The sequence below is a fragment of the Nesterenkonia sandarakina genome, from assembly GCF_003003175.1.
Classification (GTDB): Bacteria; Actinomycetota; Actinomycetes; order Actinomycetales; family Micrococcaceae; genus Nesterenkonia; species Nesterenkonia sandarakina_A.
The window spans coordinates 1-18,997 of sequence record NZ_PVTY01000026.1 but is presented as its reverse complement, the minus strand read 5'-3'; the positions used below and the strand labels follow the sequence as shown (position 1 = coordinate 18,997).

The following is an 18,997-nucleotide window of genomic DNA, read 5'->3' as shown; positions in this document are numbered from 1 at the left end:
CTCCGCGTCAGCTCGAGTCGAGATATCATCCCACCGCACCCCGGCCGCATCGGCGGCCTCCAGCACCTCGGCAACACTGTTCCGCGAGATCTGTTGAGACGCCGCGATCGCCCTGCCGGACAGGCCCTCGGCCCGTAGCTGCAGCACGACCTTGGCTTTGATCTTCCTTACCATTGAACTACTCCTTCCGCCGGGTGCCCATTACACCCAGTGGAAGGAGCCTAAGCAGGTGGCTCCGAACCAAAATGACGATGGCTCCCACCACGTCCATCGCCGCAAACAGTCACTGGCGCCCAAACCCAATACGAATGGCCCTCAAAACCGCGAATATTCAGCAGCTTGTACGACCCGAACGATGCGGTGGGTCGCCTGCTGTTCAACGTGCTCGGCATGGTGGCCGAGTTTGAAGCCGACCTCATACGAGCCCGGACCCGGGAGGGCATGGCCATCGCAAAGGCGAAAGGTCGGCTGCGCGGGAAACAGCCCAAGCTCTCTCCCTCAAAGCGCAAACATCTTTTGGCTACTCACCGAGCTGGGACGCACACTCAGACTGAGCTGGCGGAGCTCTTCGACGTTTCGCGAGCGACCGTTTACCGCGAACTCCGACGGGCACAACCCGAATCCCTATGATTCCGGTGATCGACCTGATCAGCTGTAGCGGGATCGGGAGGTGCCCAGCAAAATTTTAGATGAGACTTCGGTAGACACGTCCCTGAGCTACATAGGTGACGTCCGCTTTTAACCCCATCGCGGAAGCTCGCTCGGAATCAGCGTTGCATCATCGGGATGGTGGAACAGAGTGCGAGTCGCGTTGTGGACGGTCCGCGCATTCAATCGTTTCTTCCACACGTTATCCCCTTGGACTACTTGATCGAAGGCACCCCCGAGCAGCGCCTCGGCGTCATCTTCAGACTCCAATGAATACGTGGCGCCGAAGACGAGTGCGGTCGTCCTACTCAGTGGCAACGAAATGCTCGGGGCATTCAGCAGTCCCCACCTCCGCGGGCCGTCTTCTACGTCGTGAAGACTCACAGGAGCATCGGAAGTGATGAGGGTGGGAGCGTCAAAGCGAACAAGCGTCCAATAGCGACCTAGGAGATACGGCAGTACCGTCTCGGCGTGAGTCGCAATCTGCCGCGCATGATAAGCCGCGTCAATGGTCACCAGTGGCTCTCCGGTCCCGACCGCTGCATCCCATCCTTCACGCGCACGCTGTTCGGTCAGTTGCAGCCCTCGTTCCGCAAACCACTTCGCAGCGCCGTGCTCCGCGACACGTTGGTTCTCTCGTTCGACTATCCCCGCCTGCAGTGACTCCGCCAACTGACGAAGGTTGGGGCCACGGAGCGCCTGGAGTATGACGAAGGCACCAAGCGCGATTCGGTCATCGACCGACAGCGGCCACGTACCTGAGTCAATCTTCTTGAACACCTTAATTGCCAGGCCCTCCACTGGCCCGAACGCTTTCTCTAGAGCCTCGGAGTCCACAGGGTGAGCATTGACAGCGTAGAAACCTCGCTCCATTGCGACGTGCGTGATTGGTTTTCCGTATCGCGCTCCGCTGGCCAGATCGACAACTCTGATGAGTCCGCTTGTCCCCCATCGCTTGAGGTAGCTGCGTGGAACGTAGTGGTGCTTATTACCTTCACCGGCACTCGAATGAGACATGCCTCAATTATGGCAATCCAAGGAACACCACTATCTATCCGAGAGCTCGTCCACGCGCACTCCAACCGAGCATCGCACCGCAAACCTATTTGTCCGTCTACCTCGGTGCAGACCAGATGATGATTGGGATGTACGCAGTACCTAGGACTGACTGGGCACCCAACTCGATCTGTCGTGTCTTACAGAACTACAGCTTTACGAGACAAGAACTCCACGTCGACCACTAGGCGCACTAGGCGGCTACGACGAGCCTCGACCATGATCGATGGCTGCTCGGAACCCAGTGGGCCGGGGTGAGAACAACACAGGAGAGATATGCGGAAGGGTGAACCGCGACGAACACTCAAGCGCACCTCCTCACCCGGGAAACAGGGCCTTCGAAGACCAGTGACTTCGGTCTCACAATGTCGACTTTTTACGCTAATGCGAATCGTTAGCGATAGTGTCACTAGGGCTCCTCCCCCAGGCTGATGCGCCTGCCCTTCCGACACTGGAGATCTCTGCTCGTGCACACTGCCATCAAGACCCACGCACTCAGCGTGCACTCAGAAGACGGCACCACTCTTCTCAACGAGGTCGACCTGAATGTCACCGTCGGGGAACGGGTTGCGCTGATGGGTCGGTCTGGATCGGGAAAGTCGCTGCTCTCCTCCTGCCTTGCCGGCGGTCTCTCTCCCGTTCTCCGCCGGACCGGCATTGTGGAGATCCAAGGCAATCCGGTGAAGAACTCCCACGTCGGTCGCATCCCCCGAGTCGCCGTCGTTCGGCAGGACAGCTCCGAAGCGTTGAACCCTCTGGTGCGGATCGGTCCACAGCTGATGCTCCCGCTCAAAGTCTCACGCCGGAACGCAGCTCCAGCAGGTGGCTCAGGTCAGCTCCTGAAGCGGGTCTTGGAACTTTTAGAGGCGGTAGGACTCCCCGACGGGCACCGGATTACACGATCATTTCCTGCGCAGCTCTCTGGGGGCCAGCGCCAGCGGGTCTGCATCGCCCTGGCACTGGCTTGTGAACCAGAGATCCTCGTCGCCGATGAACCAACCACTGCCCTAGACGTCGTCTCTCAAGCCACAGTGATGGAGGCCCTCAGCGCAAATATCGCGCCATCGTGCACCCTGATCTTCGTGACACATGACCTCACGGTCGCTTCCACCCTCTGTGAGCGCGCGGTCGTGATGGATTCAGGCCGGATTGTGGAAGACAAGCCCATGCATCACCTCATCATCTCCCCGGACCATGCCTTGTCCGTCTCGCTGGTCACCGAAGCTGTTCGTCGCTCAGAGGTCAGCGCATGAGCATCCCAGAAGACTCAGGCGTCGAATCCCCAACTGACGCCTGCGACGGACTGTTAGAGGCGATCGACGTCCACCGCATCTTCACCAGCCACCACGGCCGGGACACGGTGACTGCGCTGGACGGAGTGAGCATCAGCATCTGCGCCGGACAACGGCGGGCGTTGATCGGATCCTCCGGGTCAGGAAAATCAACACTGCTCTCACTGCTGCTCGCCGCAGAGCGCCCAACTCGAGGAACAGTCCGTTTCCAAGGAGAGGTGATCGAACCACGCAAAGCCTCTCGGATGCGACCTTTCCGTCGCGCCGTACAGTTCATCCCTCAGGACTGTGCCGCAAGCCTCGACCCCCGCATGACGATCGAGGAACTCGTCACCGACCCGCTGCGTCGACTCGGAATCCCGGGCGACCACCGGCACGCCGCACTCCAAGCCCTCGAGAACGTTCATCTGCCATCGTCACTGCTGGGCAGAAAGCGAGCCGAGATCTCTGGCGGGCAGGCCCAACGAGTCGCAATCGCGAGAGCCGTGGCCATCGGACCCAAGATCCTGCTCGCCGATGAGCCCGTCAGTGGACTCGATCTGCCCCTGCGAGACCAAGTCTTGTCACTGCTGCGCGAGCTATCGCTGGAACAACACCTGGGTGTGCTGCTGGTCACTCACGACCTCGACGCCGCCCGCGCTCTCTGCCACGACGCCGTCGTCCTGGACCGGGGACAAGTAGCGGACCGCGGAGACATCCGGGACATGATGTCTGATCCGCAGCATCCGGCCACCTCGCGACTGGTGCATTCCATGCCACGAATCCCCTCGGAGCTGATGGAAGCACGCCTCGCACACCACGCTGATAGGACTCGCGAAGGAAAGTTCGGGTGAAGCGCCAGAGAGACACCTCAGGAACCGTCCGAGTTCCTACGCTGCTCGGTGCTCAGGGAATCTTCAACGTCGGCTTCTATGCCGTGGTCCCCTTCATCGCCATCGTATTGGCTGAGGACTTCGCTCTCGGAGGGGCCGCTATAGGACTGGTCCTAGGTACCAGGACCGCGGCGCAACAAGGCATGTTCCTCCTCGGCGGAGTCCTGGCGGACCGGTTCGGAGCACGCAGTCTGATCCTCACAGGCTGCGCGGTCCGCGCCCTGGGGTTCGGCACACTGGCCGTCTCCGTGAGCTGGCACCACTCATTGCCCCTGTTCGTTGTCGGCACGGTGCTTACAGGCCTCGGCGGTGCGCTCTTCTCTCCCGCCCTGAGCACCCTGGTCGCTCTGGCACAGAGTCAGCGCGAGACCCTGAGCCAGAGTGAAACCCAGCCTGGAGTGCGGGCACCGCACCGGGCGCCCCGCACCACGCTCTTCGCCGCGCTTTCTGTGGTCGGCGAGACAGGGGCCGCTATCGGACCCCTGCTGGGGGCAGCACTCTTGGGGTGGGGGTTCGCGGTGACCGCAGCTTCGGGAGCAGGACTGTTCATCATCGTCGGATTCGTCCTGACACGCCTTCTGCCCCGAACCTCTTCGACCCAGAGCGAGGCACATGGACCTCAGCTCAGCGACGACGCGTCACAAGAATCTCCTCGGACCCGCCGCAGCCGCCGCTGTGCCAGCCTGCATCACCGTGGATTCGTCTGCTTCGCTCTGCTGCATGCGGTGGACCTGCTCAGCTACAACCAGCTGTACCTGAGCCTTCCGACCGAGATCAGACGCTCGGGCGCCGGCGCAGAGACACTCGCCGCCCTCTTCGCCCTGGTCTCGATACTCACCATCACCGCGCAACTGCCCATTGCTCGACTGGCCCGTCGTCTTGGACCCCACCGGGCGCTGCCCCTGGGATACATCACAACATCCGCCGGGTTCCTCGTCCTGGCCGCAAGCACCACCACCACAATGCCGGAGGGCCTCGAGATCGCTCCCGCGGTCGCTGCCGTCGTTCTCTGGATCCTGGGTCACTTGATGGTCGGACCCGTCGCGCTGGACCTTGTCCCGCGATTCGCCGGCAACACCAAATGGGGTTCCTACTACGGACTGCTCGCCACAGCCGGCGGAGTCGCCGTGCTGGTGGGCAACGCCGCAGTGGGATCGCTGCTCCCCCTCACTGAATCCTCGAGCTCGCTGGCATGGGCACCGTGGATACTCCTGGGTGCCCTTCCCCTGATCAGCGCCGCACTGATTGGCCGCACGCTTCCGCCTCACCCGCAGACCACTCCCGCTATTCCGTCACAAGAACTGTCCGTATCGACACACCAAGAAAGCACCTGATGACATCTCCAGAACACCGCAGCACTGCCCCGTTCTCCGCGCGCCGCAGGCCACTAATCCCACGTCCAATGCTGGCTCTGCCCCTGGCCGGAGTCTTCGCCCTCACTGGCTGCTTCAGCAGCTCAGAAGAAGAGCAGAACAGCGCCGAATCAGCCGACACCGACGCTCGCGTGAGCCTCGCAATGCTGCAGCCACCCCGCAGCGGACTCTCCCCACTGAGCGACGACGCTTTCAAACTCTCCCGGTGGAGCACTGCCGAGACCCTCATCTCTCTCGACGCAGACGCAACAGCACAGCCTGGACTCGCCACCGAATGGACACAAGATGGAACCGACCCTTCACTCTGGCGCTTCACGATTCGCGAGGATGTGACATTCCACGACGGCACCGAGCTCACCGCGGAGGTCGCGATGAACGCACTTCAAGCCGCGATCGACGCCTCTCCGCAGCCGCGCATCCTCGACGGGGTCGAGCTTGACCTGTCGGTCGAGGGCAATGACCTCCTGGTGCGCACCGCGGAGGAAGACCCGCTGGTCCCCCAACGGCTGTCCAGCCCGCAGCTCTCCATCCTGGCCGAGGCAGCCTATGAAGGCGGCCAGGTCGTCGATCCCGTGGGCCACGGCACCGGGCCTTTCGAGCTCATCTCAGTCGATGGCACTTCGGCAGCTACCCTCGACCGGTACGAGGACTACTGGGGCGAGCCCGCTTTGGCCAGCGGAATCGATGTCGATTTCGTCCCCGATGGCACCGCACGCGCCGCCGCGCTGCGCACCGGTGAGGCTGACGTGGTGGAGGCCATTCCCGTCGGACAAGCCGGGCAGATCGATGAAGACCTCATCTATGAGGTCCCCATGCCGCGGACCAACACCCTGTATCTGAACAACGAGGAAGGGCCGTTCGAAGATCCCGAGGTCCGCGCCGCGGCCCGTGAGGCCATCGACCGCGCAGCCCTGATCGAAGGGGTCTATGAGGGACGCGCCGACATCGCCGAGGGGCTGCTCGGCCCCGCGCTGCCCTGGGCCCAAGACTTCAGAGGCAGCCAGTCCTACCAGGACACCCTCGAAGGTCGCGCCGAACCCGCCCAGGTCGACGGCGTGGAGATCTCATTGGGAACCTTCACCGACCGCGCTGAACTGCCAGAGGTCGCCGTCTTGCTGGAGCAGCAGCTGGAGGAAGCCGGCTTCGTCGTGACCCAGGATGTCCGCGAGTACCAATACATCGAGGCCGATGCTGTCGACGGCCAGTTCGACGCGTTCATCCTCTCTCGTGCCACAGTGCTGGACTCCGGTGACCCGGCGGCTTATATGTACAGCGACTTCGCCTGCGAGGGGTCCTTCAACCTCTCCCAGTTCTGCGACGACGATGTGGATGCAGCACTCCAGAACGCCTCCGAGCAGTACCCTGCGGAGGGTCGCGAAGAAGCCATCATGGCGGCCGAGGCGGAGATCCTGGCCCAGGATGCTGCGATCCCGCTCTTGCATGAACGCGTCATCCAGGGCGAATCGTCACGGACCTCCGGCGCCGAGCAGGACCCGCGAGAGCGACTGCTGATCACCGCCGAGACCATGCTTGGCCAGGAAGACTGATACATGCTCCAGCGCTTCCAACGTCAAGGGTGGGCTGCTCTGAACCACATGGTCATCCCCGCCTCACGTCTGCTTTCAGTAGCCGCAGTCGTGCTTCTGGTGGGCCTGCTGCCCTGGATGTCTGGGAGCTCAGCCGAGTACACGATTCTCCGGGCACGCTACGCGGACCTCCCCGCGACGCAGGAGAATCTTGCACTGGTCTCAGCTGAACTGGGGTTGGACCGGGGTCCGCTGGTGATCTTTTGGGACTGGGCGTCAGCCATGATGCGCGGAGACGCTGGTGAGTCCTGGATCAGCGGGCGCCCGGTCCTGCCTGGCGTCACCGATGCGCTGGGAGTATCACTGACCCTGATGGGCTTCGCCATCATCATTGCGCTGCTCCTAGCCTGCGCACTGTGCGTGCCGGTGCTCATCGCCGGGCTCCGTGGACGCTCTGCCCGCGGGTCAGGAGCCGCAGCAGCGGCCTTCACGGCACTGCCGGAGTTCCTGCTCGCGGCCAGCCTGCTGGTCATCGGATCCGTATGGCTGGGATGGTTCCCCCCGTATGGCTGGCAGGGCGCACAGCATGCCGTGCTCCCCGCCCTGGCGCTCGGTATCCCGGGTGGAGGGCTGATCGGCCGACTGACGGTCGAAGCGATCAACCAGACCTTCGCGGAGCGATGGACGGTGACCTGGCAGATGGCCGGGGCCAGCCACCGGGTTCTGCTGACAGCCGTGCTGCGTCGTTCGCTTCCGGCAGTCCTGGGACAAGTGGGCCTGGTCCTCATCGGACTGACCGGTGGCGCCGTCGCGGTGGAACAGGTCTTCGCTATCCCTGGTCTGGGTCGACTGACTCTCGGGGCGGCCACTTCTCAAGACATCCCGGCGTTACAGGCTGGAATGCTGGCACTGGTGATCATTGCGATCCTCATCGGAAGCGCGACGGGTCTGGCCCGGCGAGCCCTTCTGGGTCCTGCGTTGAGACACGACGCGGTGCCGGTTCAAATGCCGCAACGGTCCCGTCGGACTCGTGATCTGATCGTGCCCGGGCTCGCAGGAGTCGCGCTGCTGCTGCTCACCGTCGCAGGGACCTTCCGTGACGCGTACAGCGCGGTCAACGGGCGTCTCACGGCCCCCTCCCTGATGCTGCCACTGGGATCCGATGCCACCGGCAGAGACATTCTCGCTCGGGTGGGGCAGGGCACATGGACGACGCTGGGCACGGCTCTGGCAGTCGTGTTCGCGTGCCTGCTGATCGGCCTGTTCCTGGGATGTTTCCCTCGGCTCTCCGCCGGACCGGCGGAGGTGACCAATGCGGCCCCTCCCATCATCGCCGGGCTTCTCGTCGCCGCCGTCTCTGGACCAAGCGTTCTCGGGGCGGCAGTGGCGATCACTGCCGTGAGCTGGGCCCCATTAGCGGTCTACACCGCAGGGCTGGTGACTGAAATGAGCTCGCGCACGCACATCAAGATGCTGCCTCTACTCGGTGTAGGGCGGGTCCGCATCATGGTCCACCACGTGCTGCCCGCGGTAATCGGGCCAGTCACCCGACATGCCATGCTGCGTCTGCCTGGGATCGCCCTGGCGCTGGCCGCGTTGAGCTTCCTAGGACTCGGTGCGCAGCCGCCTGCACCGGAATGGGGCCTGGTACTCGCGGAGGGGATGAGCTATGTCGAACGTGCACCATGGACCGTCGTAGGGCCGGCCTCGGCACTCATACTCGCCTCGGTACTCGCCGTTTCCCTCTCCTCACTGCCCACCCGACCAAAGAAGAAACCACACAGACGCGCTTCCGCCACATCGGCGGAATACTCACAACCCGTCGGCTGATCCGGTCCCCCGGGGCAGAGCGAAGGGTACGCCCCATCGGGGCGCACCCTTCGCATCAACGTACCGACAGTCCCTAGACCAGCAACCATCCCAGACGGGACGCGACACCGGTCTTCTGCCGATCAGCCGGATCTCATATCAACGGTCGGATCAGTGCTCGTCGTAGTGCTCACCGTGGGCTGCATGCTTGTGACCATCGTGGATGTAGTCCACGTGATCATCGTGCTGAACCGCCTCATGGCCACACTCAGGCCCGTGCGTGTGGTCAGCGACCGTGTGCTCGGCCGCCTCATCGTGCTCGTCATAGTGGTCCTCGTGCAGCGCATGGTGGTGCGTGCCGTGCACATAGTCGGTGTGGTCCCCGTGCTGGACGGCCTCGTGGCCACACTCGGGCCCATGTTCGTGGTCGGCGACCGTGTGCTCGGCGCGGATTTCGGTGACAGTCATCTTCTTGCTCCTTCGTCGTCAGACGGTTCTTCGAGAACGTGTGCGATCGCATCATCAATGACATGCGCGATGTGATGGTCCGCCAGCTGGTACTCCGCTTCCCGGCCGGACCGCGAGACCGTCACGATGCCCACCTGGCGCAGCACCCTCAGGTGCTGGGAAACCAGGGGCTGAGACATCCCGCTGCGGGTAGTTAGAACCCCCACGGTGGCCGGCTCTTCAGCCAGAAGGCGAACCAGGTAAAGCCGGGACTCCGACCCCAGCACTTTGAACAGTGCTGCTGTCGCTTCGAGCCCGTCTTCATGCTTCATGAGTGCATCCCATCACATATATAAGTGTATTGCAATACGTTGATGCTAATGCGAGTGGTTTTCACTCCACTCCTCGAGAGGCCCACCCTCAGGCCCCCGCCTCTGGTGCGACGCTCGGCCGCGTCTCAAAAACCTAAAGGTTAACGAGGCAGCGGAAGCTCGCCAAAAGGCCGCGGCACAGAAAACAGCCTGAAGCGTCCCAGGTTCTCTGCGGCAGTTATACGGGCTGCGACTCACTCACATTAGCTGCGCAGTAAGCGCGCTCGCACACTACTGGGTCAGGCTTCCACATAGGACCACCCCGCCCAGGTGCGCCCATAGGTGAAGCCCGCAACCCAGACACGACTCGGCGCCTCCGCGGTGAAGTCCCGATTCAACAGACCCCCAGCGCGGACCCCGTCCTTAGCTGATCGAGCACCAATCAGACGGCGCGCTCCGTCAGAGCGGGATCGATTCGACGAGGCATGGCGACATCCATGCAGCTGAAAAAGATGCGGCATCACACCTGGGACTTCATCCGGTGCATATCAACCAAGCTGTTCAACGTGAAGGGATGTCGTGAACCTCCCCTAGAAGGTCTAGGGACTTTATCGACCTAGTTGTAGCATTGAACAATGAGTGGCAACAGATCCCGTGCCTCCCTCGCGGGAGCCGCTGAGATCGGCTTCGTCGAACAGGTGCTGGACACCGTAGAGGACCTCTGCAACGCGACTCAGAACCTATCGGATGAGGATCGGTTGTTCTTTTCGTTGGCCGTCAGTGAGATCGCGACCAATATCGTCACTCACTGTGACCAGGACGCTGGCGTCACGGTGAGGGCGGACCTGGTGGTGGACCAGGATTCCCTGAGAGCTCAGTTCCACGATGATGCGAAGCCCGCGGATGTTCCACTGGGTGACGCGGGGATGCCTGAGGAGATGGCCGAGTCTGGGAGAGGCATGGCTATCGCGACGATGGCACTGGACCAGCTCAGCCACGAAATCAGTGACGGCAACTTCTGGACGCTGGTAAGAAACCGCCGCCCAGCGGAATGACAACCTGGAACCGTGGATCAATCAGTTCAAGAACCGTCCTCGGCGATCTTGAGATGACCCACAAAGTCCCACGGACAGGAGATGAGAGCTCTCCACCAATTAGACCTCCAGCAGACCCTAACAACGAGAGCCAATGTGCGAGTCATCAGAATTCATCACAGTGAGATAGGAGGCATTTTGACCATTCTCTACGAGGCCCTCGTCCGACAGGAATCGGTGCCTGAAAGCGCGCCTAGACTACTTTTGCAAACTGCGCACGTATCTCTAATGGCTCCTTTTCAATGACTACAGATGCCGTCTACGGTAAATTTGACCTCTGGGCACTTCTAGGCACCCCGCCAGGCAACTTGGGCTGAAAAGTTTCCTGGCGCCAATTGAGTGCGATCCAGCACCATTGCCCAAGCAGGCGGGATTTTTGCATGTCCCGCAATCTAGCAGGTGATGCAGAGCTGCCATAGACTGTCGCTATGGATGTCAAGCACGTGGGCCTACGTGAGATCAAGAAGCGGATGACGCGCGACGCTATCGCTGCCGCGGCGTTGAAACTCGCGGAGCAGAAAGGTCTGAACGAGGTCACCGTTGAAGAGATCGCGCGAGAGGCCTTCGTCTCTCCGAGGACGATCTCGAACTACTTCGCTTCCAAAGAGGAGGCTGTGCTGGCCGCAGGGGACTTGGGTATCGAGAAAGTCCTTGACGAGTTCAGTTCACGCCCATCAGATGAACCACCACTCAGGGCGCTTCGTGAGTTGTTGAGCGATTACGCTCGCGAGCATCCTGATCATCTGCGCGGGGCGTCGAAGATGACCCGTTTGGAACAGTTGAACCCCACCCTGCGGCCACATCGCATTGCGCGCGAGGTTGAGATGGTGGAGATGCTCAGTGCTCGTGTCGCCGCACGCACTGGCACCAGTGTCACCAGTGACCTTTATCCCTCAGTGGTGGCCTCGGCTGCGATGACCGCGATGATCACGTCCCTGGCGATCTGGTCTCGCGAAGAACTCTCTGATGAAAGCTTGCCCCGCCTCATCGAAGATGCTTTCAACATGATGACCGCTGGCTACCCAATGACCCGCCAGGAACCCCGTACAACCGACGCCCCTGTAGAGACGAGCTCCCCCTAGATGCGCTCTACATTAGCGAGAGAAGGATCCGACACCTCGGTTCAGGCGCCCTGAAGGGCGAATCACCACTACGGTCACCCTCCAAAGAGTCGCCGGGTGAGTATTCTCAGCCCAGAAGGACTGGCTCACCCCAGCCTTCACACGCGCATGGGCTGTGCGGGTCTAACAGTTGAGTCCCGCATAGTGGTGTAACCCATGGTGGCCACGCCTGTCGTTACGGACATAGGTGCGGCCACCGTGTGATCCTTCGAGAAAAACTCTGACATCCCACTCGAAAGGCATCATCACGATGACCGCACCTCACATTATCGACCCTGCCGGCCTGCTCGCTGAAGCCCTCACCGACGCATCTCCGGATCTGATGCGCAACCTCCTGCAGACGGTGATCAACACGCTGCTCTCGGCAGACGCTGACGCGGTCATTGGAGCCGAATGGGGCAAGCCCAGCCCCGACCGGAGCACTCAGCGCAACGGCTACCGCCACCGGGATCTCGACACCCGTGTCGGCACCGTCGATGTGCAGGTCCCGAAGCTGCGCTCGGGCACTTACTTCCCAGAATGGCTGCTCGAACGTCGCAAGCGAGCCGAGTCTGCGCTGATCACCGTCGTGGCTGACTGCTACCTCGCGGGGGTCTCGACCAGGCGGATGGACAAACTGGTCAAAACCCTCGGGATCAACGCGCTCTCGAAGTCCCAGGTCTCCAGGATGGCGACTGAGCTTGATGAACACGTCGACCAGTTCCGCCACCGGCCCCTCGACGAGGCCGGCCCGTTCACCTTCGTCGCCGCTGACGCGCTGACCATGAAAGTCCGTGAAGGCGGGCGGGTCATCAACGCGGTGGTGCTGATCGCCACCGGGGTCAACGCTGACGGGCGCCGAGAGGTCCTGGGCATGCGGGTCGCCACCTCAGAAACCGGCGCCGCATGGAACTCATTCTTCGCCGACCTGGTTGCCCGTGGACTGCGGGGAGTTCAGCTGGTCACCTCTGACGCGCACCAGGGCTTGGTGGAGGCGATCGCGGCGAACCTGCCTGGAGCTGGGTGGCAGAGATGCCGCACCCACTACGCGGCGAACCTGATGAGCGTCTGCCCCAAGACCATGTGGCCGGCGGTGAAAGCGATGCTGCACTCGGTCTATGACCAGCCCGACGCAGAGGCAGTCCACGCCCAGTTCGACCGGCTGCTGGACTACGTCGAGACCAAGCTTCCCGCCGCGTTCGAGCACCTTGATACTGCTCGGTCAGAGATCCTTGCGTTCACCAGTTTCCCGGAAGGGCTCTGGTCACAGGTCTGGTCCAACAACCCCAACGAGAGGCTCAACCGTGAGATCCGTCGCCGCACCGACAGCGTCGGCATCTTCCCCAACCGTGAGTCGATCATCCGTCTCGTCGGTGCGGTGTTGGCGGAACAGACCGATGAGTGGGCAGAGGGCCGCCGCTACCTCGGCCTCGAGATCCTCGCGAAGAGCCGACTGAGTCTCGTGCCCGATGCGGATAAGGAGGTGGAGGCCGACGCCGCCCTGGAACTTAGCGCCTGATTGATCACTATGAAGGACACCGCGTTACACCACTACCCGGGACTTGACCGGTCTAACCTGCAGCTGGGCCATCACGGATCGCATCGAATGGCGTGTCTTGCCCGAGATAAAGGCCTGGAGGAGTCATTCGTACACGAATCTTGAGGCAAAGTCTGTGCTCGCCTAGCAGGCAGTAGATCACATGAGCTTTGAATCGTTCCGTCGAACAGTCCATGCGCCCCATCCGCTGACCGCCCCAGAACCGCTGACCTCGAGTTGGCTTGAGGCCTGAGCGGCCTCAGCATAAGGCGATGTGGCCCTGCCCGCTACCTGGAGTCCACATTCAATCTCAAACTCGCGCAATGAGATACATTGCGTCTTGGGAGTTTTGCGCAATAAGCAGAGATTGGGGACTATCGTGGAAGAAGATGCATATTCGCGACGGGAGGAGCTCATCGCAGGAGCGCTCACGGGTCACCTCACGGATGCCGAGAGGGAAGAACTCAACAACACCCGTCAGGCAGATCCCTCGATAGATGTCGAGCTCGCGGAACTTCGCGTCGTTGCTAAACGGCTCAAAGAAAGTGGTTTGACCCTGAGTGACGAGACCATGCCCCCGGGGCTCGAAGAACGGATACGCGCCGCGACTTCTCAGACAGAATCCCAGAACGACACCTGAACCCGGACGGACTAGAGCCACAAGAAGCCGAGCGCGACTCACGCTGATCAGGCTTAGCACTGAAGTGCAAAAGAGGACAGGTAGCTTCGTGTCGGCAGGCGCTGACGACAACTTCGCCTTGACCTGAACGCGTGGGACAAAACGCTGCCGGAGCACCATTGCCTCTTGCCGCAGTTCTCAACGAAAGCCTCCAATATGGATAACCACCCCGACGATGCGTCTTGTCAACCTGATGGCCTATAGAACGCCGCACGGGAGGGGTCTGCTGACGGTTTAGTTGACCTCGGGGTTTACCCCGCGAGAGCGACGGTCGTTCTGTAAACGGTCTCGTATTCAACCGGGGTCAGATTACCCAGACGCCGCTGCCGACGACGCCGGTGATAGTCCTAAGGCCGTCCCACACGCCGACCCTTCGCTGTCGCTACCGCCCTTGCGTGCGCGCTCTACTATGTAGGTGCGTTCCATCTGGCCGGACAGCGCCAGCAGCACAACAGCAAGGTGCGCCATCGGATCCGCAGGGTTCGATGAATCGACCTTGATCGGGTCCGCCAGATTCCGGACCCCCACTCCCATAGCAGCCAGATCATAGATGAGACTTAACGTGTCGCGGACAGTGCGCCCTAGCCGGTCCAGGGTGTGGACCACGATCACATCACCATCGCGGGCGTACTTTAGAACCGCAATCAGCCCGGGCCGGTTCACCGTCGACCCGGATTTCTTGTCCACATAGATTTGATCGGCTGTGATCCCGACCTCGCGAAGGGCGTCGATCTGCCGCTCCAGGTCCTGCTTCGCCGTCGACACCCGCGCACACCCCAAGTCCATGGCACGAGCAAACCAATAGTTCGAACCATACGGCGTACGTGGAACGAGTTAATGGGAGTACCTTATGGAACGCAGGCGCACCGATGAGTGCGTGGTCGACCGATTGAGGGCGGAGGCCCGTCCCACAACTAAGGAACTGGGACGGCCAGAAAATTGGGCTCCCCTCTTATAGTTCAGCGTTTACTGTATAGTTCACTGGGTGCTGACTATTGCTTCTCGTATCGATGTGATGAACCGGTTAGGCCGGGCTATGGCCGACCCCACTCGATCACGGCTACTGCTGAGATTGATGGAGCGGCCGGCTTACCCGGCGGAGCTGGCTCGAGAGTTGGAACTGACCCGCTCGAATGTTTCTAATCATTTGGCGTGCTTGCGTGACTGCGGGATCGTGGTCGCTGCGCCACAGGGTCGCCAGACTCGGTATGAGATCGCTGATGCGCACCTGGCACAGGCGCTGACTGCGTTGGTCGAGGTCGCCCTGGCCATCGATGAGGACGCACCGTGTCTGGACTCTGGCTGTTCCGTGCCGGGGTGCTCACCGGAGTCGGCCCCGTGATCCTCTCCTCTGTTGTGCAGGCGATCGGTCTGTTCATTGCCACCAATATTGATGACGTCATCGTGGTCTCGCTGTTCTTCGCCCGCGGAGCCGGCCAACGCGGGACCACCGCGCGTATCGCCGCCGGGCAGTATCTGGGATTCGCAGGCATCCTCGGCGTAGCGGTGCTGGTGAGTCTGGGCGCCGGAGCTTTTCTGCCCTCGGCAGCTATACCGTACTTTGGGCTGATCCCCCTGGCTCTGGGCCTGTGGGTTGGATGGCAGGCCTGGCGCGAAGACCAAGACGACGACGATGCCAAAATCGCGGACAAGAAGGTCAGCGTGTGGACCGTCGCCGCAGTCACCTTCGCCAACGGCGGAGACAACATCGGGGTCTACGTGCCGGTCTTCCTCAACGTCGAGCCAGCCACAGTAGTGACCTACTGCATCGTCTTCCTCGTACTCGTCGTCGCCCTGGTCATGCTGGCCAAGTTCATCGCCACACGCCCACTGATCGCCAGAGCCCTGGAACGTTGGGAACACGTACTGTTCCCCATCGTGCTGATCGGGCTCGGGATCTTCATCCTCATCAGCGGCGGAGCATTCGGGATCTGACCTCCCAGACCACCGCCACCAGGGCCACCTCGTCTGCTGACGATGCCAATTACCGGTGCGAAAACCACGCCACTTATCTCTGCGACTCACACCGGTCTTCCCTCATAATTCGACCGGCTTGTCTCAGAAACCTACAGATTCCTGACACACAGTCTCCAGGAGTACTGCCAGACGCAGCACCCGCTGAAATGGTCTCTGCGAACTCGAAGCACGAGCCTCCCCGGTCGGCGTCCTAGGACCAGTGAGTGTGAAGGCGTGACTGTGACCTGGACTTACTGACCCAGGCCAGCGAACTTCTGGTGACTACCCAATCGGCTCGACCTCGGTGTTGCAGCGGCACCTGAGCGCCAGCGAGCCTGAAGCTCGGCGGCTCGAGGACATCATGGAGTCCTCCGGGGTGGGCAGACTCATCGAACAAACCGAAACCTGCAAGGTGCTGCCATCTCCCGACGCACCGGCATGCTCATGACGGAAGTTCCAGGCCGCGCCTCCCGAGTTCCAACAGCATGTCTTCCACGAGCTGCTCTGCAGGGTTGCTGGCATCGATGGTGATGAACGTCGGAAACTCTGCGAGCTCGGTATAGGCCTCGTCGAGGGCCTGGAGGTGCTCAAGGGTTTCGATGTCCGTGGCCCGCCGGCAGATCCTGTTGTAGGCGATACCCACCGGGACATCAAAGTAGAAGACGATGTCGGGAGTGGGCAATACCTTCAGCAGCAGAGGCAGGAACCGGCCCGGTTTCAGACCCCTCGCTCGCCTCAGTGCAGATTGGCAGTAAAGGTACCGGTCCATGATCACGACACGGCCCCCGGTGAGTGCGCGCAGGTGGGATACGAACACGTTGACGCAGCGGATGCTCGTTTCCGCAGCGTCGAGCAGACGCACCGACGGGTTGATGTTCCGCTGCACACACCAAGCCGTGATGCTGCGTCGCCCGGAGCTGTTTCTGGTGAAGACCGCAGGATATTCGCTCGCTCTAAGCCGCTGGGCAAGCAGTTGTCCGGCCGTCGTCTTTCCAGCCCCGTCGATTCCAACCAGAACGACAAGCATGGTTCGGCGCCCCCGCTGGGGTCCAGGCCGAGCATGCGAACAACGGAAACCACCTGGTCGACACGCTGTTCCCTGACCTTCGATGCGACGTTGGCCGCCACATGGCGCCCTCATTCCACGTCACCTGGTCCTGATCGCGGTTCCTGTCGTGGGTGATCACGCTTAAGCCCGCGGCTCCCCTCGATCATGCCTCTCCTCCGCGTGTGTTGTTCGCATCGATGTGCCAGTGAGTGCCAGCCTGCGGTTGGACAGTCACTGGCAGGGACGGCGTCTCCTGTCCCTCGCCGCTGATCTTGAACGCTAAGCCCATCTAATCCTCCTGGCTTCGCCTCACGCTGTCTGGACCTCCACGCTGTGCACCGCTACGAGCGAGCCCTCGGGGGCCTATCGCCCCCTGTGGACTCATCGGCATCGATATCTTGCATCTGGTGAGACGCCCGGCTTGCGGTCACCTCAACTTCGTCGTCGCTCCCGTCGTGGCCCTTCCTCGTTGAGGGTCGCCGCCGACCCCAGAGGGGTTCGAGAGCCGCGATCTCTTCCTCGCCGGCGCTGCGGAAGGGTGCCACGGCCGGTCCCGGCGGGTTTCGCCGTGACTGGCCGCGAGTGGCGATGAGGCTCGCGACGACCGCGGCGGTAAGGATGGTGACGATCACCGCGAGGGAGATGGTGGTCGGGATGTAGTAGAGGTCGATCTTCAGGGCCATCTTGATCCCGACCCAGACCAGGACCAGGGCGAGTCCGACCTTGAGGTACACGAAGCGGTGGATGACGTCCGCCAGGAGGAAGTACATGGCGCGCAGGCCCAGGATCGCGAACGCGTTTGCGGTGAAAACGAGGAACACCTCATCGGTGACGGCGAAGATCGCCGGGATGGAGTCGACGGCGAAAATGATGTCCGTGACTTCCACCAGGACGAGGACCGCGAGCAAGGGCGTGGCGAGAAGGACCCCGTTCTTCCGGATGAGGAACCGCTGCCCATGGAAGGTGTCCGTCATGGGCACGTACCGGCGGAAGAGTTTCAGGGCCCGCGATTTCGACGGATCGATGTGCTCGTTGCGCTGGACGAGCATCCGATATCCGGTGAAGAGTAGGAACGCCGCGAAGACGTAGAGGACCCAGGAGAAGCTCTGGATCAGTACCGATCCGGAGGCGATGAAGATTCCGCGGAAGACCAGGGCTCCGAGGACGCCGAAGAAGAGGACGCGGTGCTGGTACTCGCGAGGGACGGCGAAGAACGTGAAGATGATGGCCCAGACGAAGACGTTGTCCACGGCGAGGGATTTTTCGATGAGGTAACCGGCGAAGTACTGCTGACCGAACTCGGCTCCCCAGACGCGCCACACGATGATCCCGAACACCACACCGAAGAAGACCCACACCGCGGACCACGCGGCTGCTTCTCGGACACCGATCACATGGGCGTGCCGATGGGCGACGAGGTCGATGACGAGCATGAGGAGAATGAAGCCGATGACGGCCGCCCAGACCCAAAGCGGTACGTTCATGAAAGAGCACCTTCCAGTCAGTTGCTGAACCAACTGGAGGTCTCTCCCGGCCGTAATGATCGGCCCTGTCCGCCGGGGAGTACTGGGACTCCCGAAATGACGACGAACTGATAGGGGATACTCCCCTCCACGTGGAGAATATTGAACCACACTTCATCTGCCGCGGGAAGTGCGGACCCGATCGAGATCATGGGGCTCCCGGCGCACGACTGCCAACTAGCATCAACACCAGTGCTCCCTCGGGGACCCGCTCTCTAGGTCGGAACCCACCTTCGATCAGGCTGCTACGCGCCCAGCGACCACCCGGCTATGCATCAACCACAGAACCACTCGAGATCTCCATTGCTACTTACACGATGCGTCTCTCGTGCTCTCCTCTAGGACTGAACATCGGCCATCCAGCGATGCGAAGAACGCGCCACCAGCCGATGTCACTTAATGCGGAGGCGAATTCATGCGGTGAGCGCAACACCGGTTTGATTCTCTGGACCTGAGAGTATCCCGTCGAGGACCTCTGCCGGAGTTCGGTAGCCGTGGCGCTTCCGGGGCCGGCTGTTTAATTCCGCTGCGACGTTCTCAAGGATCCCTGGTCCATGGAACGACAGGTCAGTGCCCTTCGGGAAGTACTGTCGTAAGAGCCCGTTGGTGTTCTCGTTGGTGCCCCGCTGCCAGGGCGAGTGCGGGTCACAGAAATAGATCGGCATACCGGGGGCCAAAGTGATTTCCTGGTGCCGGGCCATCTCACGTCCTTGATCCCAAGTCATC

18 protein-coding genes and 2 pseudogenes are annotated in these 18,997 nt (G+C 61.7%); 12 read left to right on the top strand and 8 right to left on the bottom strand.

Annotation, left to right across the window (positions count from 1 at the left end):
* Nucleotides 1-174, bottom strand: a pseudogene (locus BCL67_RS14085) (IS21 family transposase); the annotation flags it as partial.
* Nucleotides 175-336: 162 nt separating this feature from the next.
* Here BCL67_RS14085 and BCL67_RS14080 point away from each other — a divergent pair.
* Nucleotides 337-630, top strand: a pseudogene (locus tag BCL67_RS14080) (recombinase family protein); the annotation flags it as partial.
* 108 nt (nt 631-738) lie between these two features.
* Here the strand turns inward: BCL67_RS14080 and BCL67_RS14075 are convergent.
* The gene (locus tag BCL67_RS14075) at nt 739-1,665 is read right to left on the bottom strand and encodes a DUF4238 domain-containing protein (protein ID WP_106124047.1); all 927 of its coding nucleotides are present in this window, start codon (nt 1,663-1,665) and stop codon (nt 739-741) included.
* Between the two features lie 506 nt (nt 1,666-2,171).
* Between BCL67_RS14075 and BCL67_RS14070 the strand changes: the two genes are divergently transcribed.
* From BCL67_RS14070 to BCL67_RS14050, 5 genes are all read left to right on the top strand, one after another.
* Nucleotides 2,172-2,957 carry an ATP-binding cassette domain-containing protein gene (locus BCL67_RS14070; RefSeq protein WP_181256036.1) on the top strand — a complete coding sequence of 262 codons (786 nt, stop codon included), beginning with the start codon at nt 2,172-2,174 and terminating at the stop codon, nt 2,955-2,957.
* A complete protein-coding gene (locus BCL67_RS14065; RefSeq protein WP_258175099.1) occupies nt 2,954-3,829 on the top strand; it encodes an ATP-binding cassette domain-containing protein in 876 nt (291 codons plus the stop codon). The genes BCL67_RS14070 and BCL67_RS14065 overlap by 4 nt, the downstream gene beginning before the upstream one ends.
* Nucleotides 3,826-5,202 carry an MFS transporter gene (locus BCL67_RS14060; RefSeq protein WP_106124045.1) on the top strand — a complete coding sequence of 459 codons (1,377 nt, stop codon included), beginning with the start codon at nt 3,826-3,828 and terminating at the stop codon, nt 5,200-5,202. Before BCL67_RS14065 ends, BCL67_RS14060 begins: the two co-directional genes overlap by 4 nt.
* Nucleotides 5,202-6,788, top strand: a complete 1,587-nt coding sequence (locus BCL67_RS14055) for an ABC transporter substrate-binding protein (protein ID WP_308738009.1) — start codon at nt 5,202-5,204, stop codon at nt 6,786-6,788. Before BCL67_RS14060 ends, BCL67_RS14055 begins: the two co-directional genes overlap by 1 nt.
* A 90-nt stretch (nt 6,789-6,878) precedes the next feature.
* Nucleotides 6,879-8,597: an ABC transporter permease subunit gene (locus BCL67_RS14050; RefSeq protein ID WP_258175098.1), complete on the top strand. Its 1,719-nt coding sequence runs from the start codon at nt 6,879-6,881 to the stop codon at nt 8,595-8,597.
* Between the two features lie 150 nt (nt 8,598-8,747).
* Here BCL67_RS14050 and BCL67_RS15865 read toward each other — a convergent pair whose 3' ends face one another.
* A complete protein-coding gene (locus tag BCL67_RS15865; protein ID WP_106124042.1) occupies nt 8,748-9,044 on the bottom strand; it encodes a hypothetical protein in 297 nt (98 codons plus the stop codon).
* Entirely contained in the window at nt 9,041-9,355 is a 315-nt protein-coding gene (locus tag BCL67_RS14040) for an ArsR/SmtB family transcription factor (RefSeq protein WP_106124041.1), read from the bottom strand. Before BCL67_RS14040 ends, BCL67_RS15865 begins: the two co-directional genes overlap by 4 nt.
* Nucleotides 9,356-9,969: 614 nt before the next feature.
* On the opposite strand from BCL67_RS14040, the gene BCL67_RS14030 reads away from it, so the two are divergent.
* The 4 genes from BCL67_RS14030 to BCL67_RS15265 all read left to right on the top strand — a co-directional run bounded on the left by BCL67_RS14030 (nt 9,970) and on the right by BCL67_RS15265 (nt 13,705).
* A complete protein-coding gene (locus BCL67_RS14030) occupies nt 9,970-10,389 on the top strand; it encodes an ATP-binding protein (RefSeq protein ID WP_106124040.1) in 420 nt (139 codons plus the stop codon).
* A gap of 467 nt (nt 10,390-10,856) precedes the next feature.
* Nucleotides 10,857-11,510 (top strand): TetR/AcrR family transcriptional regulator, encoded by a 654-nt coding sequence (locus tag BCL67_RS14025; protein WP_106124039.1) that lies wholly within the window; start codon nt 10,857-10,859, stop codon nt 11,508-11,510.
* 289 nt (nt 11,511-11,799) lie between these two features.
* Nucleotides 11,800-13,047: an IS256 family transposase gene (locus BCL67_RS14020; RefSeq protein ID WP_106124038.1), complete on the top strand. Its 1,248-nt coding sequence runs from the start codon at nt 11,800-11,802 to the stop codon at nt 13,045-13,047.
* Nucleotides 13,048-13,444: 397 nt separating this feature from the next.
* On the top strand, nt 13,445-13,705 hold the full coding sequence (locus BCL67_RS15265; protein ID WP_146131188.1) for a hypothetical protein: 261 nt from the start codon (nt 13,445-13,447) through the stop codon (nt 13,703-13,705).
* 348 nt (nt 13,706-14,053) lie between these two features.
* Here BCL67_RS15265 and BCL67_RS14010 read toward each other — a convergent pair whose 3' ends face one another.
* Entirely contained in the window at nt 14,054-14,530 is a 477-nt protein-coding gene (locus BCL67_RS14010; protein ID WP_258175097.1) for a recombinase family protein, read from the bottom strand.
* Nucleotides 14,531-14,729: 199 nt separating this feature from the next.
* Between BCL67_RS14010 and cmtR the strand changes: the two genes are divergently transcribed.
* Both cmtR and BCL67_RS14000 read left to right on the top strand, forming a co-directional pair.
* Nucleotides 14,730-15,086, top strand: coding sequence for a Cd(II)/Pb(II)-sensing metalloregulatory transcriptional regulator CmtR (gene cmtR, locus BCL67_RS14005; protein WP_106124036.1), 357 nt, complete (start codon nt 14,730-14,732; stop codon nt 15,084-15,086).
* Nucleotides 15,083-15,679 (top strand): cadmium resistance transporter, encoded by a 597-nt coding sequence (locus BCL67_RS14000; RefSeq protein WP_106124035.1) that lies wholly within the window; start codon nt 15,083-15,085, stop codon nt 15,677-15,679. The genes cmtR and BCL67_RS14000 overlap by 4 nt, the downstream gene beginning before the upstream one ends.
* 463 nt (nt 15,680-16,142) lie before the next feature.
* Here the strand turns inward: BCL67_RS14000 and BCL67_RS13995 are convergent, their stop codons facing one another.
* The 3 genes from BCL67_RS13995 to BCL67_RS13985 all read right to left on the bottom strand — a co-directional run.
* Nucleotides 16,143-16,727 carry a dTMP kinase gene (locus BCL67_RS13995; protein WP_106124034.1) on the bottom strand — a complete coding sequence of 195 codons (585 nt, stop codon included), beginning with the start codon at nt 16,725-16,727 and terminating at the stop codon, nt 16,143-16,145.
* Between the two features lie 362 nt (nt 16,728-17,089).
* Nucleotides 17,090-18,232, bottom strand: coding sequence for a TerC family protein (locus BCL67_RS13990; protein ID WP_106124033.1), 1,143 nt, complete (start codon nt 18,230-18,232; stop codon nt 17,090-17,092).
* Nucleotides 18,233-18,684: 452 nt separating this feature from the next.
* Nucleotides 18,685-18,997: IS30 family transposase (locus BCL67_RS13985; protein WP_146131187.1), on the bottom strand; the 313-nt coding region annotated here is incomplete at its 5' end.